Annotated in this window: 16 protein-coding genes and 2 riboswitches; of the genes, 14 read left to right on the forward strand and 2 right to left on the reverse strand. The window is 58.1% G+C overall.

The genetic code is table 11. The features are described 5' to 3' along the window. Positions 1–109: 109 nt before the first annotated feature. Positions 110–271, reverse strand: a riboswitch (cobalamin riboswitch). Between the two features lie 206 nt (positions 272–477). Continuing rightward, a complete protein-coding gene (bluB, locus tag TX82_RS16185) occupies positions 478–1,704 on the reverse strand; it encodes a 5,6-dimethylbenzimidazole synthase (RefSeq protein WP_005007878.1) in 1,227 nt (408 codons plus the stop codon). Next, entirely contained in the window at positions 1,701–2,474 is a 774-nt protein-coding gene (gene cobS / locus TX82_RS05505; RefSeq protein ID WP_005007883.1) for an adenosylcobinamide-GDP ribazoletransferase, read from the reverse strand. The genes bluB and cobS overlap by 4 nt, the downstream gene beginning before the upstream one ends. 258 nt (positions 2,475–2,732) lie before the next feature. Further along, positions 2,733–2,912: riboswitch (cobalamin riboswitch) on the reverse strand. 478 nt (positions 2,913–3,390) lie between these two features. Between cobS and TX82_RS05510 the strand changes: the two genes are divergently transcribed. From TX82_RS05510 to TX82_RS05580, 14 genes are all read left to right on the forward strand, one after another. Continuing rightward, positions 3,391–4,440: a sigma-54 interaction domain-containing protein gene (locus TX82_RS05510; RefSeq protein WP_005007885.1), complete on the forward strand. Its 1,050-nt coding sequence runs from the start codon at positions 3,391–3,393 to the stop codon at positions 4,438–4,440. A gap of 294 nt (positions 4,441–4,734) precedes the next feature. After that, entirely contained in the window at positions 4,735–4,992 is a 258-nt protein-coding gene (locus TX82_RS05515; RefSeq protein ID WP_005007887.1) for a hypothetical protein, read from the forward strand. A 66-nt stretch (positions 4,993–5,058) separates the two neighbouring features. Beyond that, a complete protein-coding gene (locus tag TX82_RS16495; protein ID WP_005007890.1) occupies positions 5,059–7,449 on the forward strand; it encodes a phage tail sheath family protein in 2,391 nt (796 codons plus the stop codon). A gap of 24 nt (positions 7,450–7,473) precedes the next feature. Further along, positions 7,474–7,983, forward strand: coding sequence for a phage tail protein (locus TX82_RS05530; protein WP_005007892.1), 510 nt, complete (start codon positions 7,474–7,476; stop codon positions 7,981–7,983). 10 nt (positions 7,984–7,993) lie between these two features. Next, complete coding sequence (locus TX82_RS05535) at positions 7,994–8,797, forward strand: hypothetical protein (RefSeq protein ID WP_005007893.1); 804 nt, start codon at positions 7,994–7,996, stop codon at positions 8,795–8,797. Positions 8,798–8,842: 45 nt separating this feature from the next. After that, a complete protein-coding gene (locus TX82_RS05540; protein ID WP_005007895.1) occupies positions 8,843–9,871 on the forward strand; it encodes a hypothetical protein in 1,029 nt (342 codons plus the stop codon). Between the two features lie 3 nt (positions 9,872–9,874). After that, positions 9,875–10,966 (forward strand): Pvc16 family protein, encoded by a 1,092-nt coding sequence (locus TX82_RS05545; RefSeq protein WP_005007897.1) that lies wholly within the window; start codon positions 9,875–9,877, stop codon positions 10,964–10,966. Then, a complete protein-coding gene (locus TX82_RS05550; RefSeq protein WP_222822972.1) occupies positions 10,950–12,374 on the forward strand; it encodes an ATP-binding protein in 1,425 nt (474 codons plus the stop codon). Before TX82_RS05545 ends, TX82_RS05550 begins: the two co-directional genes overlap by 17 nt. After that, positions 12,371–12,613, forward strand: a complete 243-nt coding sequence (locus TX82_RS05555; protein ID WP_005007903.1) for a hypothetical protein — start codon at positions 12,371–12,373, stop codon at positions 12,611–12,613. Before TX82_RS05550 ends, TX82_RS05555 begins: the two co-directional genes overlap by 4 nt. A 35-nt stretch (positions 12,614–12,648) precedes the next feature. Next, positions 12,649–13,296, forward strand: coding sequence for a CIS tube protein (locus TX82_RS05560; RefSeq protein WP_005007905.1), 648 nt, complete (start codon positions 12,649–12,651; stop codon positions 13,294–13,296). After that, positions 13,296–13,586, forward strand: coding sequence for a hypothetical protein (locus TX82_RS05565; RefSeq protein ID WP_005007907.1), 291 nt, complete (start codon positions 13,296–13,298; stop codon positions 13,584–13,586). The genes TX82_RS05560 and TX82_RS05565 overlap by 1 nt, the downstream gene beginning before the upstream one ends. A 3-nt stretch (positions 13,587–13,589) precedes the next feature. Then, positions 13,590–14,726: a phage late control D family protein gene (locus TX82_RS05570; protein ID WP_005007908.1), complete on the forward strand. Its 1,137-nt coding sequence runs from the start codon at positions 13,590–13,592 to the stop codon at positions 14,724–14,726. 21 nt (positions 14,727–14,747) lie between these two features. Then, on the forward strand, positions 14,748–15,563 hold the full coding sequence (locus tag TX82_RS05575) for a phage baseplate assembly protein V (protein ID WP_005007910.1): 816 nt from the start codon (positions 14,748–14,750) through the stop codon (positions 15,561–15,563). Between the two features lie 7 nt (positions 15,564–15,570). Beyond that, a complete protein-coding gene (locus tag TX82_RS05580; RefSeq protein ID WP_005007911.1) occupies positions 15,571–15,960 on the forward strand; it encodes a GPW/gp25 family protein in 390 nt (129 codons plus the stop codon). The last annotated feature ends 7 nt before the right edge of the window (positions 15,961–15,967 follow it).

Here is a 15,967-nt window from a genome sequence, read left to right on the forward strand (position 1 = left end):
CCTTTTCGGTTTCGGCGGACAAGGCCGAAACGGGGGTACAGGTAAAAAGCAAACAGCAAAAAACAGAAATGCAAAAACGGTTCAGCATCTTCTTTCCTTTCTCTCGAAGGACGAATGCATTTCTCGGCCAGATATCCTGACTCAGGGTGTCAAACCGCCGCGCCTTCCCATCCCAAAAGACAGTGGCTTCTTGCGGCGTCTTCTCCCATTACAGTTGCGGGACAGTGCCGGATTCGCACCGGGCTTCCCTGACAGAGAAATTGGTTGAAGGGGAAATGAATTTAACTATGGATTAAAGGGTTTGTTATTGATGAATCTCCTTATTGAATAGAAAACAGGGCGTCCCAGATTAAGCGGATGGAAACAAACGCAATGAGAGCGAACGCCGATGCGGCAAACAACAGGTGATGGGCGCGCGGCTGTCTTCATCCGCCAACCCCTTCCTGCCGGGAAAACCGGAATGGCTGAGGTGATGATTTAAAACCGCTTTTCCACGGTTTGTCCCCAGTGGTTGAAAAAAACCACTTCCTCCAAAGGAATGCGTTTCGCCCATCCCTCTTCTTCCAGCATGGGCTTCGCATAGCCGGCGGCGGGGTACCCCATGCACAGGTAAGCCACGGGCTCGACGAATTCTGGCAACGCGAGATCGACCTTCAATTGATCCATTGACAGAATGCTCACCCAGCCGACGCCCACACCTTCTGCACGCGCGGCGAGCCACAGGTTCTGCACGGCACAGCAGGTGCTGAACAGATCCGTTTCGAGCACCGTGTTGCGCCCGAGGACGTGGGGTCCGGCGCGTTCGCGGTCGCAGGTGACGAGCACATTGACCGGCGCTTCGCGGATGCCTTCCAGTTTGAGCGAGGAATACAGTTCCCGTTTTGCACCGGAATAATTTTTCTCCGCATCGCCGTTGGCATGGATGAAATTCTGGAACATTTTCTCCTTCGTCGCCGGATCGTCGATGACAAGAAAATTCCACGGCTGACTGAATCCTACAGAACCCGCGTGATGCGCGGCGCGCAGAATTCGTTTCAACGCGTGCGGAGGAATTGGTTTTGATTGAAAATGTCGCACGTCACGCCGTTCGAAGATGGCCCGGTACAGCCCCGCCTTGTCCTCTACCGAGAACGGGTTGTTAAAACCTTTTCCATTTTCGAGCGGAGAGTTTTCCTTTCGGTTGGACTTGAGAACTGTGGCGATGCCGGACACGGTATGAATGACTTCGTCGAGGCGGGCGGCGACGCGCTGATTGATTTCTCCCGCCAGATCGCGGAACTCGCGGCCCAGCGCCGAACCCGGAACGATGCCCGCGCCGACTTCATTGGTGATGAGGATGACGGTGCCGTCGAACCTCTGACAAACGTCCAGCAATTCATCCACGCGTCTCAGGATGTTTTCTCGCGTGATGGAGGCCATCAACAGGTTGCTCAGCCATAAGGTGATGCAATCCAGTATAACCAGCGAACCGGGCGCACAAGTTCCGTCTCTCAGGATGGACCCGGGGTCCAAAGGTTCTTCATGAGTGATCCAACCGGGCCCACGTTCTTCTTTGTGCTTCTCAATTCGCTCGCTCATTTCATCGTCAAGAGCCTGTGCCGTGGCGAGAAACACTTTCGGGCCGGTGTGACGTGCGGCGAGTTCCAGCGCGTGGCGGCTCTTTCCGCTTCGGCATCCGCCGGTGATCAGAACGGAATGGGTCATGGGGATACAGCCTTTCCAAAAAAGAATCCTGCGGAGGAGACGGAAGCATGGTGGAACGCCGCCCCGGCAACCAGAAGTGCGGTTTCCACCAGTTCCGAGAGCGCGCCGAAGGTATCGCCGGTCATGCCACCGATCCGGCGATGAAAATAAACCAATGCGAGTGACGTGACGGCGGCAAACACCAAAACCGCACACACCCCGATACGGAGATCGAAAAAAAACGGCAGTGCCAGTGGCAGAATGCAGACAAGGCAGGCCAGCGTTTTTGATGATGCGTAAAGCGGAGCGCCCATGCCCGCACCGCCGCGTGCGTCCGGCATCGTGGCCAGCGCGATTACCTGAGTCGAACGCGCGAAGGCGGGAGCGATCACCAGCCACAACCACGTCGATGGACCGGACAGCCCGTGCACTGCGGCGACCTTGAGAGCCAGACAGAGAACCAGCGCCACCGCACCCATCACGCCGATGCGCGGGTCCTTCATGATGGCTAGAGCTTCCTCGCATGGCCGGTGCGAGAACAGGCCGTCGGCGCTGTCGGCCAATCCGTCCAGGTGCAGCGCTCCGGTGATGATTGCGAGGAACGCAACGTCCACCACCGCACGCAGAAACGGAGGGAACAACCAGGAAGCGATCATGTCCACGGCAACGAGAAGTCCGCCGATCAGCAATCCCACCACCGGAAAATGCGATACCATGCGCGTGTCGAAGGTGCGGCGGGAGGGTCCGGGAAGAATGGACAGAAACGACAGGGCGGAGAAAAACGCACTCATCGCGGCAATGCCTCCGCGAACCCGAATTTTAATTTGGAAAAAGAAGCCGAGGACCGGAGGAAAACGATACTCGCGCGGCGGACAGGGAACGGGCGTCCCCAAGCTGGGCGAATGGTGTACGAATGGGATGCAACGCAACAAGCTTCCACCGGAATTCCTTGCTTCCAGTGAGAAGTCGGGCATAAAAAAAATCCCAGCCTAAAAAAGGATGGGATAGTCGTTCTACCCTCAACCTCTCAGTCCACGAAGAGTTTGAAAATCGTTCGTTCAACAAGGTCTTCTGGCTTCCGGATCGATCTACTCGCCTCCCCCTTCCCATTCGCAGGAACAGTGGTGTGGGAGGGTTTCGTCCCCGGTTACAGCGGCGGGCCCGCGACGGATTCGCACCGTCTTCCCTTTTTTGAACAAATCAGATATTCGAATGTGAGCCCATAAATATCAAATCACCCCCTTTTGTCAAACAAAAATTCTTGGTTTCGTCTTTGGAGAATCTTCGGAAACCTCGTTCAAAAGAAAAACAGCAAGCTTTCTTGACAAAAAAATATAAGTAAAAAGAGGTGCTCGTTAAGGAAGAAGGTGAGAAGTTGGAATAGGCATGACAATAAAAGGCGGCCCACTGCCTTCCGAAATTTATTTAATGCTAGTTCCGATTGGTATAAAAAATTTGGGTCTAATAAAAAAATAATTAAAACCTTTCATATCTATTCAATAGATTGAAATTAAATGATATGGGCTGTGGAAAACATCACTTGCAGTCCTTAAAGGGGAACCGGAAGGGTTGACGTGAATTGAGTGCATGGGGTATGTTTCGGGTGCCTCATGATCGAAAATCCGAACAAGCCTCTTCAATTGCCCGAGTGAACCTTGAATTGATTGTGAACTGGTTCCCTGTATCAAAAGTAATGGAGGACAGGCAATGACCCTGGCGACGGGCAAAAACGGCGCGTCCCCCTCGCGTCCACCCGCTCCTCCTCAGGCTTATGATCCGCTGGATGAGATTGGCCTCATCGGGCATTCCCGCGAGTTCCAGCATGTCCGCGACCTGATTCAGAAATTGTCGCAGTTCGACGCCCCGCTTCTTGTGCTTGGCGAAACCGGGACTGGTAAGGAAAGGGCGGCCCGCGCCATTCATTATCTCGGTACAAGGCAGAACCATCCATTTATTCCTGTCAATTGCGGCGCGCTACCCGACACGTTGGTGGAAAACGAATTGTTCGGTCACGCCAGCGGCGCGTTCACCGACGCCAAAGGCGAACAACCGGGACTCATCGCGCAGGCCGACGGCGGCACGTTGTTTCTGGATGAGGTGGACACGCTGTCGCCGCGCGCGCAGGTGACATTACTGCGGTTTTTGCAGGACCAGAATTACCGTCCCCTTGGCGGTAAAAAATTCATTCGTGCCGATGTGCGGGTGATGGCGGCGAGCAACCGCGATCTGCACGCGCTGGTGAGAAAAGGTTCGTTTCGGCAGGATTTGTTGTTCCGCCTGGACATCCTCGACCTGGTCCTCCCTCCTCTTCGCCAGCGCGAACATGATATTGAAACATTAAGCCTCCATTTTCTGGAACGGTATCGTCTCCGTTACAATCTCCCCACGCGCAGTCTGCATCCCGAAACGCTGGAATGGATGCGAACTTACCACTGGCCTGGCAACATCCGCGAACTGGAAAACTTTCTGCATCGCGCCTGCCTGCTTGCCGATGGCGACCAGATTCGCGTTGCGCCCCTATCGTGCAGTGTGGAAACAGGTTGCGTTTCCGAAGGAACAACACCCGGCCCTATCACCAATGTTTCCTTTCAAGAGGCAAAGGCGCAGGCGATCGAGGAATTCGAAGTGAGTTACCTGAGCGCACTGATTATTGAGACCGGCGGCAACATCACCGAAGCCGCCCGCCGTTCCGGCAAGGAGCGCCGCTCTCTCGCCCGCCTGCTCAAAAAACACGGCATCGACCGCACGCAATTCTGAAACTTCCCCCACATTAAATTTCATTCAAAGCGTTTCCTTGATTTGAGGACACCTCTGTTTATTTTTTTGCGAGCGGGTCTTTTTTGCCCCATCTGGTGTTGCGCTCTCGATCAGAATAAACAGATTGATAACAAATAGGTTGTTTTCACTTCCCGTTTTTCGGGTGGGTCAAAAAAATCCCATCGGAAAATTCCGAGTCCGTGCAAACGCCTTTTAAATCAACCTCCCTCATCATTGTGATTTCTGGCATGGGCTTTGCTGTCTGATATCCATTGCCAACTCTGGAAGGCTAATGTGGATCCCTACTCTGCAAACGAACTTTCGAGGATCATCCTGGACATCCAGGGTTATTTGGAGAAGCATCCGCGTGCCTCCGACACGGCAGAAGGCGTGATGCACTGGCTGGCGCGCCAACGTTACGAAAACATGCTGGAGCTGGTAGGGCTGGCTCTCGAGCGGTTGGTCCAGGAAGGCGTGATGGAAAAAAGAAAAATGCCGGACGGCAGGTGGGTTTACAGCCTGGGGCACGAGGGCCCGAGACCGGCGAAGTGACAAACCGGCGCGGGCCGGGTTCCCGTGTCCGCAACATTTCGTTTACAGCGCAAGGAGCGGTTTATTATGCCTACATATCTGCACCCCGGTGTTTATGTTGAGGAAATCCCCAGTGGGTCCCGCCCGATAGAGGGTGTGTCCACGTCCAATGCGGCGTTCGTCGGCGCCGCCTATCGCGGCCCGGTGGGCAAGGCGGAACTGGTTCACAGTTTCGACGAGTTTAAGGAAATTTACGGCGGCATCGAAAAGAAAGCCGCCGGCGATGCTCTGGGCGAGCAGGAAAACGCCATGGTTCTCGCGGTGCGTTCCTTTTATATGAACGGCGGCAAAAACGCCTACATCTGCCGTCTCGCCAAGGGCGGCACTTCGGTGGCGGCTTTCAAGGAAGTGGCAGGGGAGCACAGCGGTGGAAACGTTTTAAAGATTGAAGCCAGCTCCGTCGGGGCCTGGGGCAACAAGTTGTACATCCGTATTCTCAAGCCGGATGTGGACCAGGCGGGATTCGACGTTGAAATCGGTCATCACGATGGTGACGGTAAGTTCGTGATGGACGAAGAGTTCACAGGGGTCACGCTGAATTCGCAGGACGACGACTACATCCTCACCCGCATAAACGATGTGTCCGGGCTGATCAAGGTGAGTCTTCTCGATGCGGCCGATCCGGAACACGCCAGCAACCAGTACGAGAAAGCCACGCTGACCGGCGGGCAAATGGACACGAGCGCGAATTTTTTCAACACCAGCGTCGCCGACAGCATGTCGATGCGTATCGACATCGACCGCCGCGGTCCGAAGCTGATCACAATCAAGAAAGCGGATCTGGAAGCGGAAGGCGACTGGAACAGCAACAACGAAAAAGAAGGCAAGGTCGTTGCCGCACATGTGCAGAAGGTGGTGCGCGATCTCGGCGGCTACACGGGTTATCTCGACTTCACCTGCGAGTACAAGGATGTCGGCGGCCTTTCGAAGTTTGTGCTGACTTCCGGCATGGACGCGGATATCTCTTCCGTACAGGTGCTGGACGGTGACGAGTCGTCGAACGACCTGGCCCAATTTCTCCGACTCGACTCGGCGCAAAAAGCCACCCACACCGGTGGGGCGGTGGCAGCGGGGACGAACGTCCGCACCCAGTTTCAAACGGAGATGGTGCTGACCATGAACCTTGATGGCAAGGGCGAACAAAAGATCACCATCAAGAAGGAAGACATCGACTTCACCGACAACGATGTTTCCAACCGGGTAAAGATCGCCGACGCCATTCAGGCCGCGGTGCAGCAGCACCAGCCGAAGATCCCGTCTTTCGCCGAGTTCACCTGCGAATACGACGACACGGCGCGCAAGTTCACTTTCACTTCCGGCAGCAGTGCGTCGCGGACGTCGTCGATCACCATCAACGGTGCAAGCCCCGCGGGCAACACCAACTTTGCCTCGCTGTTGAAGCTCACCACGAACCCGGTTGCCTTTTCCGGACGGACCCTGCAGGACGGGACGTGGAAGGTGATCCCGAAAGCCGCGTCCGGCATCGGAGATAATGGCGAGCAGTTGACGAGCGGCAGTGCCGAAGCTCCGGAAGCACCGGACTACGGATCGTTCTTCACCAATGTTCTGCGCAAGGTGCGCGACGTCAGCATCCTCCTGCTTCCCGGCATGTACTGGAACAAGGAACTCGGCAACATAAAGATCAGCCACGCGCTGGCACATTGCGAAAGCACCAAAAGCCGTGTGCTCATCGTGGACCCGCCGAAGGATGTGGAACTGGAGCAGGGCGCGCAGGTGCAGGCCCTGGGTCTTCCCACCTCCACGTATTCGGTCCTTTATTACCCGTGGGTGGAAGTGCCCAATCCGCTTTACAACGCCGACACCGCGCCCAACGAACCGAAGACGCTCAAGGTCGGCCCGGGCGGATTCGCCGCGGGCATGTGGGCGAAGATCGACGGCACGCGCGGCGTGTGGAAGGCGCCTGCCGGAACCGAAGCCCAGATCATCGGTTTGGCCGGATTGCAGTACCAGGTGGAAGACGGTGAGCAGGATCAGTTGAACCCGCTCGGTGTCAACTGCTTCCGCAAGCAACCGGGATACGGCAACGTCATCTGGGGAAGCCGGACCCTGTCCACCAAGGCGAACCCCGAATGGCGCTACGTTCCGGTGCGCCGCACAGCAATCTATATCGAGCAGAGCATTTACAACGGCATCCAGTGGGCGGTGTTCGAGCCCAACGACGAGCCGCTGTGGTCGTCGCTTCGCGGCAACATCGGCGATTTCATGAACGGCATGTTCCGCAGCGGCGCGTTCCAGGGAACGAAGGCGTCGGATGCCTACTTCGTCCGTTGCGGCAAGGGTGACACCATGACCCAGGGCGACATCGACCGCGGTCAAGTGATCGTGCTGGTCGGGTTCGCGCCGTTGAAGCCGGCGGAATTCGTCATCGTTCGCATTCAGCAGAAAGTTCAACAATAACCCCCGTAAGAGGAGGCGCTGGTTATGGCAGCACCGATGTTTCCCGTCAACGCGCACCGGCACGATCCGTACCGCACGTTCAAGTTCCGCGTCATCATCGACGGCAAGCCCGTTGCGGGCATGCGCAAAATGACGGCCTTGAAAAAGAAAACCGAACCCGTGAAATGGCGCACGGCAGGCGACCCGTCGCACGAACGCATCATGCCCGGCGGCACGAGCTACGAACCGGTCACGCTGGAACAGGGGTTGACTCACGATCCGGTGTTCGAGGAGTGGGCGAACCTCATCAACAACATCGAAGGCGACTCCGCCATGTCTCTGAAGAATTTCCGCAAGGAAGTCATCATCAGCCTGCTCAACCTGCAGGGCCAGGTCGCCATCAACTACGTTCTGCATCGCGCGTGGGTGTCGGACTACCAGGCCATGCCGGATCTCGACGCGGGAAGCATGAACGCGGTCGGCATTCAGAGCATCACGCTTCAGCACGAAGGGTGGGAGCGGGATACCGCAGTGAACGAGCCGACGGAATCGTAAGGAGCGCATCATGGTTTTGCCCGGCGGTGTGTGGAACGGCGGGGATCTGGATCGCGGTTTCCGTTTTCATGAAGTCACGGGTGCGCTGGAACTGGGGTTCGAGGAGGCGGTTCAGCAGGAACGGTCTGTACCAGCCCGCGTCACGCGCGCACTCGCGGTGGCGCTGGAATCCGTGGGCGGATGCGATGCGGATGAGTTGTCCGTGCGTGAATTGAGCGTGGCGGATCGACAGTTCCTCATGCGGCACCTGGCGTGTCACCTTCATTCGGAACGCGAATGGCATTCCGCGCTCTGCCCTTCGTGCAAGGCGGTGTTCGATGTGCGTCTGCGTCCATCGGAGCTGCCGATCAAACCGCCGGGTGAAGGTTATCCGTTTGTAACCGTGCCTACGCGGTTTGGGCAGTTGCGCTTTCGCGTTCCAACCGGCGCCGACCAGGAATGTATCGCTGGATTGGAGGACGAAACGCGGGCCGTGCCGGTGTTGTTGCAACGCCTCTTGGTCGATTATCAGGACAATCCCACTGCTTTGGAGTTTTCAGGAGAAGATGTGGCCGCGATCGAGTCGGCCATCGAGTCCGTCGCTCCGGAGCTGGTGGTGTGGGTACCGACGGAATGTCCGGAATGCAAAACCGAAATGCGAGTGGAAATCGATCCTTACGCCTGCCTGCAGAGTGGTCGGCAAGGCCTCCTGCGTGAGGTGCACCGGCTGGCCAGTGCTTACCACTGGAGCGAACGCGACATCATGGAAATGCCCCGGGACCGCAGGCGTCGATACCTGGCGTTGGTGGAGGAAGCCCGCGGCATGATGCATTGAAGAGTTGGTTGAGGAGCAGGCTCGAGGATCAGCCTGAAAACGACGATGGGTTACTTTTCTGAAATCATACGCGACAGCCGTTCGACTCGGAAACAGGATGGTGTGCGTCCGCAGTCAATGCCACCGGGCGAAGTTTCGGATGCATTGCCCAAAGGTGAAGTTCAGGAATCCCCCGTGCGCGCGCAGGTGCGTGATGCAGTTGAAGTCACCCGTCCATCGAACGAGTCCACGGCACCCCCTACACCCACGCCTTCCGGTGATGAAATTCCAAAACATTCTTTGAAGGCAACGCAGGAAACAGTTCATGAAGTGAATGCGGGCGGGGTCGAATCGAGTGTAGAACCGAGTCGCGAAGAGAATAAAGTGAAATGGCTCGAACCCAATGAGGGCGCAACTTTTGCGAATGAGCCGCTCCCTGCGCTCGATCCTCCCTTCCGCTCTCAGGAGGAGGCGCCACCTGCATCGATCCCGGATTCCTCCGGCTCGCACGATGAAGCATCCTTGCCGGGGGATTCCAATCCGGTTTCCGATGCGCAGGACGGGAAGGTTCCGCCCGGAATACCAGGTAAACCGGAGTTTGTCGGAGAATCGCCTGAATCTCATCAAAACAAACGGCAGCCAAGCGATCCTGAAAGCGGGGAACCCCTTTCGATTGAAAAGCCCGTTTCGGATTTAACTCCTGAGGCAGGGGACGAGCCGCCTGAAAGCAGGGAATCGGCTTTGCCGTATTCCTACAAAGAAATTTTAAATGAACCAGTGAAGTCGGAAGAAGCTCCTTCGAAAAATGTCCAGAAGGTCGGACCAGACTCAACCCGCGGTGAGAAAGAAAAAGTCGTGCGCGACCCAAAAGAGCCCGTTCCGGAAGCGTCTGCATACAACTATGAACAGCCGATGCCTCCTGCGGACTCGTTCACTCCACCTTTTCCGCGCACCGAACCCGCTCGCGTGCCGGAGACCAACATTCGCATCGGGCAAATCGACATCGTCGTGCAGGCTCCGCAAAAAGGGGCGAAACCGCAACCCACCGCGCCCTCCAGCAATTGGTCGAGCCGTCTGTACTTGAGGAGGGTGTGAGTCATGGAAGTTCCGTCTTCGTTGTCCATCCTCTGTAAGTCGGTCCTGGAATTTGTCAACACCGGCTTGAAAGACCTCGACGACAACGTCGAGGTGGTGATGGGTGCGCCGGCGGAAGCGATGAAAGGAGACAAAAACCGCGTGAACCTGTTTTTCCATCGGTTCGAGCCGTCCGGCTTTCAAAGCGACCTGCAACCGGACGAGCCGTGGTGGATTCGTCTGCACTGCCTGGTCACCGCGTTCGGCGTCACCGAGTCGAACGTGAATGGCGACGGTGTCTCCGCAGGGGAATTCGAACTGCGCCTCATCGGTCACGTCATGCGGTTGTTTCACGAAACGCCGGTTCTGGAGACGGTCAACGTGAATGGCGAGTCGGTACGCCTGCAAACCATCTACCAACCCCTGACCAACGAAGACCTGAATCATGTGTGGGCAACACAAAGTGAAGTCAGCCTGCGCCCGACCATAGGTTACGAAATGGCGCTCGGTCCCATTGTGCCCTCCAAACGGAGTCCCGGCAAACAGATGACCGGCGACTTCCGTACCGTGGTCACGCCGGGCGTCGGTGGCACGGGCGATATGCCCTCCGCGCCGGGATCTGCCACCTGGGGCGCGCGTGGTGGTGAGGTGGATACAAACCAACTCGATTGGGCGCCGCGCTTGTGTTTTGTACTTGGAGCAGAATCGCAACCGCGTTGCGTGGAAAGTCTAAGCTTCGAAGCCGACAGCGACGCGCTCAAAAACTTCACCCCGGATATCTGGGTTGCGGGCGACACGACGGAGACCGTTTCGTTGCAGTGGGAAGTGTGGGACCCCACGTCGGGCTGGCGGCGCAAGGGGACATCGCAGGACGTGCAACCGGCGACGACGGGAATCGATCCCGACAACCCGCCGGATGGGGGTGACCTCGTAGCGTTCGCCCTGCCGTTCGATCCGGAAGGCGGTCCGGTTACCAATACGCCGGAATTTTCGTCCAAAGTTCGCGGGCAGGCGGCCGTGTATGCGGAGCGGCAGTACACGCGCCCGTCCGATGGCGCGGTGCTCACCGTGCGCAGTCAACCGTTATTGATCAGCATTTATGAAGCCGCAGGTTGATGTGATGGAAACGCAGACGGATTCTATGGAAAACGCAATCGACGTGGCGACTCTCGCTGACGAATGGGAACGCATCGAACTGTTGGTGCAGGGATTGAAATCTTCCAGGCAGGGACAGGACTTCGACCGCGAACTGCTCAATCGACTTACAGCGCTCAGTGCACGTGTGCACGCAGGGCGAGGAGCAAATCCTTATTGGAATCAACTTGGCGCGGTGGAATTGAGTGAACTCGAGCACGATGTGCTCGCCTGCGTGGCGGCGGCGGAGTTACATCCGCGCCTCGGCTGGCAGTACATGGAGCTGCAACCCGGCGTGTCGCAGCCGTATCCCACGCCAGCCCTGCTTCACGAGCTGCTGGTGCTCGATCACGATGAAATCCCGATGTTCCACATGGCATTGAGTGTGGACGGCGTCCTGCGGCGCGAAGGGTTGATCCGTGTCGAAGGGGACGATCCCTATTCTCCCGTCAAGCCCGCCCCCGGGCTCACTGCAAAGCTTCTCAGTCTGCAATTGCCGCCACCTCCGCCACCGGGCGCGATTGCGGTGCGGCAGCAGGCAACGTGGACCGACCTCGTTCTGCCTGCCCATCAGGTAACGCATCTGCGTGAGTTCCTGATGTGGTTGCGTCACCGCGAAACGGTGGAGGGAGAGTGGGGCGGACGCATGGGCGGCGGTCCGGTGGCGTTGTTCTCCGGTCCGTCGGGAACGGGCAAGACGCTGGCAGCTTCCGTTATCGCGCACGAGTTGGGTTGGCCCTTGTACCGCATCGATCTCGGCAAACTGGTGAGCAAATACATCGGCGAGACGGAAAAGAATCTGAACCAATTGTTCGACGCGGCTCATGGACGCCCGATGGTGTTGCAGTTCGATGAAGCGGACAGCCTGTTCGGCAAGCGTGGCGAGGTGAAGGACGCGCGCGACCGGTACGCCAATATGGAAGTGAGTCATCTGCTAGCGCGCATTGAGGAACACCGCGGACCGTGCATTCTCACCACCAACCTGCACGAGCATCTGGACACTGCGTTCGTGCGGCGGTTTCACGTGGTTGTCGGGTTTCCACGGCCGGACAAGGAAGCGCGTGTGCAGTTGTGGAAACGGTTACTGCCGCCGCATGCGCCACGGCGCGAAGATGTCGATCCGCAATTCCTCGGACAGGCGGTGAACCTGACCGGCGGTGGCATTCGCAACGCCGCATTGTACGCCGCGTGTCTGGCGGCCGAAGAGGGAGGCGCGATCGAACTTCGCCACGTTGCGCTCGGTGTGTGGCGCGAGATGGCAAAAGACGCCTCGCCGAGATCCCGCTCGGATCTTGGTGTGCTCGCGTCGTACCTTCCCGAGTCGAATGCTGTGCTGGCCGCTTCAACGCAGGGAAACGGAAACGGCAATGGTCACGGAGGTGGGGAATGAAGGAACCGGGGAAGCGCAATATTCATATTGGACAGATGCGCCTCATGCTTCCCTCCGGGTACGAACACCGCGCGCAGGGTCTGGCGCGGCGTGTGGTGGACCGGCTGGGCACGTATGTGTGGGACCGGCCCATCCATGTGGAACGGGTGGCGGTGCCGCCGATCCAAACCGTTCCCGGCGAAAGCGAAGCGGCACTGGCGGTGCGCATTGCCGATGCGGTGTACCGCCAACTGCGGTGAGTTTTGAATTGAACGCAATCATTTAAGGAGTCGCTATGTACAACGTCACGCGGGGCATTTTGGTGGAATATGCATTGAGCGTTCCGCCTCTGACGCTGGTATTCGATTTCAACCCGGAATCGTTGTCGCGGACCCGCGCGGTGACGTTGAAAGAACAGACCGCCCCCGGCACGGCGGGCGGTTACGACTTCGCCACGCCCACCGAAACACCGCGTGTGTCGCAGGGGGTGGAGGTGAAGGCGGAGGAGTTTTCCATCGACATCCTGCTCGACGCCACCGACCGCATGAACGACGACGAACCGATTGCGAAGGCGTTCGGCATCGCACCGGAACTCGACACCCTGAGAACCATGGTGGAACCGAAAGCGCAGGGACCCGGCGGCCTGCAGGTGCTGGCCAGCCTGGGGCATGGCGGCGGCCGTGCGTTTCAACGCAACTCCAGCGCCTCGGTTCTGCTCTTCATATGGGGCACCCATGTCCTGCCGGTGTTTCTGACCAGCGTGAAAGTGGATGAAAAAGCGCATCTGCCGAACCTCGTTCCGTACCGCGCACAGGCGACGTTGAGTTTCCAGGTCATCGAGGGCAACAACCCGTTTTACGAAGCGGAAAAAGTGCGGCAAGTGATCGGGGCGGGACTCAACACAGCGCGCACGGTGTCTTCCGCCATCGGAGGGTTGTTCTGATGTTTCTCAAAAACTCGCGCTACCTGAAGGCGAAAGCGTTTGTTCCCGATGAAACCGGACAGCAGGTGTTTCAGGGGTACCGCCCGCGCGCCATAGGTTCCGTGCCCGGCGTCATCGAGCACGTGATTCAGGAAGGCGACCGGCTGGATTTGCTGGCGCGGCATTATTACAACGATGACCGTCTCTGGTACCGCATCGTCGATGCCAACCCGGAAGTGCTGTTCTCGCAGAATTTGTCCGGAGACATCGGCAAGGGGCGCGTCATCCTCATTCCCCGCGCGAGGGAGTGACGCATGTTGCTCGATTGGCTGGAACAGGATTTTCGAAGTCCGGCGGAATGCATTGTGAAAGTGGGGGAAGGCCGGACACCCATTGAAGACCTGTATCCGTTTCTGAAAGAAGTGGTGGTGGAGACGAGCCGCGACAAACCGTTTGTCGCCACGCTCACTTTCGATACGCGCCGCGACGAATTCGGCAAGTGGGTGGTGCAGGATTCGCCGGAGATTTTCACGTGGCAACGCATCTGGATTGAAGTCGCTTTCGGGGAGCACGAGGAGGAAGTCATGCGCGGTTACGTTCGCGAGGTCAAGGCGGATTACCCGGAAGACGCGGCGACGACCACCGTCAAGCTGGAATGCCAGGACGACTCCATCTTTCTCGACCGCACGCAGGTGCGCAAGGAGTGGGGCGCGGAACAACCTACGGCGGACGGGTTGATCGTCGATGAAATCGTGCGCGGTTATCCGGGTCTCGCCATGCACATGGAAAGTGGCATGGGACTCGACGGCCTCGTCGTCCTGCAGGACAAGACCGATGCGGGATTCCTGCACGACCGCGCAGAGGCCAACGGCTACGAATTGATCTTCGAAAACGGAGAGGTGTACTTCGGGCCCATGAGGCTGGAATCCGATCCGCAGAAAACGGTGATGGTGTACGCGGGAGCCGACACGCACTGCTATCGATTTTCCATTCAGGACGACGGGCACAAGCCGGACATGGTGGCGTTCGACAAGGCGGCGGAGGACAGCGACCAGACCGAACGCGAAGTGGTGGAGCCGGACCTCCATCTTCTTGGACTGGAACCGGCGCGCAGTGTCGGGCAGGGGCCGGACTTCGTCTGGGTGATGGAAGGGCAGGGTGGCAAAACACCGGAGGAAATGCGCACTCTCGCCCAACGCAAAGCCAACGAGCGTTCGATGAAAGTCACCGCCGAAGGCGAACTCGACGGCAGTCTGTACGGACGCGTTCTGCGCGTCGGCCGTCCGGTGGGCATCGACGGCGTCGGCGAAAAATACAACGGCACCTATTACGTGGACACGGTGCGGCATGTGTTCAATCACGAAGGATACCGGCAGGCGTTCACGTTGATGCGCAACGCCTACGGCGACAACCTGGAATCCAGCGTGGACACCCTGCTGGGCGTATTGTGATCTGAAGAGGAAACCGGATAAATGGAACAGAGCCTGGTCGATCTCACGAAGCAGATCCAGAACAAGTATTACGGCAAGTATCGCGGGTTCGTGAATGACAACAACGATCCCGAAAAGCGCGGCCGCCTGCGCCTCACCGTACCTTCGGCTTTAGGCGAGGCCGTCACCGGCTGGGCGTTGCCGTGCCTTCCGTTCGGCGGCTTGCAGAACCAGGGTTGGTTTGCGATGCCGGAAGTGGGCGCCCAGGTTTGGGTTGAATTTGAGGAAGGAGAACTGTCGAATCCGATCTGGACCGGAACCTTCTGGCAACAGCCGGAACACATTCCGGAAGAAGCGGCGGAACCGTCGGAGCCGACCACGCGTGTGTTCAAAACACCGTCGGGTCACGTCCTGCAATTCGATGATGAGGAAGGGGAAGAACGCTTCCGCCTGTTTCATCCCAGCGAAGCGGAATGGATCATCGACCCGCAGGGATCAATCACCTTTACTGATGCGGCGGAGAACGTGATCACTCTCGACGCGGAAAACAACAGTATGAAACTGGAGGACGCGAACGGCAACACGCTCACCATGGACAGTGGCGGCACCGTGGTCGAAGACGCCAACGGCAACAAGATCGAGATGGCCGCATCCGGCATCACCGTCGAGGGCCAGCAGGTGGTGGTGAAAGGCACGCAGGTGATGCTGGGAGGGCAGGGCGGTGAACCTTTGATCAAGGGCCAAACGTTTCTTTCATTGTTTGCGACGCACATGCATCCCACAGGGGTGGGGCCTTCGGGACCTCCCATTCCTCAGGGAGAAATGAGTTCTTTATCCACCACCAGCACGACGACGTGAGGCGATTATGGCATTCATGGGCGACACGCCTTATATGAAGTTTCCCTTCCGCGTCGGCGAATCCGGCGTCGAGGTCAGTGACCGCATCCGTCACGTGCGCGAGCAGGTCGAGCAGGTGTTGTACACCGATCCCGGCGAACGGGTCTTCCGTCCGGAGTTCGGTGCGGGACTGCGCGCGCTGGTGTTCGAACCGAACAACTCTGCCCTGCGCGAGCTCAGCCGCAAGCGCCTCACGCACTCGTTGACGGAAGCGTTGCGCGGCGAGGTCGATCCGCGCAGTCTCAACATCGAAGTGCAACCGCGAAACGGCGCGGGCAGCGAACTCGTCATCGTCATCAGCTACACGCTGACGGCGGTACGGCATGAAGAACGGCAGGAATTCGAAGTCAGTTTTTAGGACAGGT

The organism is Nitrospina gracilis 3/211 (assembly GCF_000341545.2).
Taxonomy (GTDB): domain Bacteria; phylum Nitrospinota; class Nitrospinia; order Nitrospinales; family Nitrospinaceae; genus Nitrospina; species Nitrospina gracilis.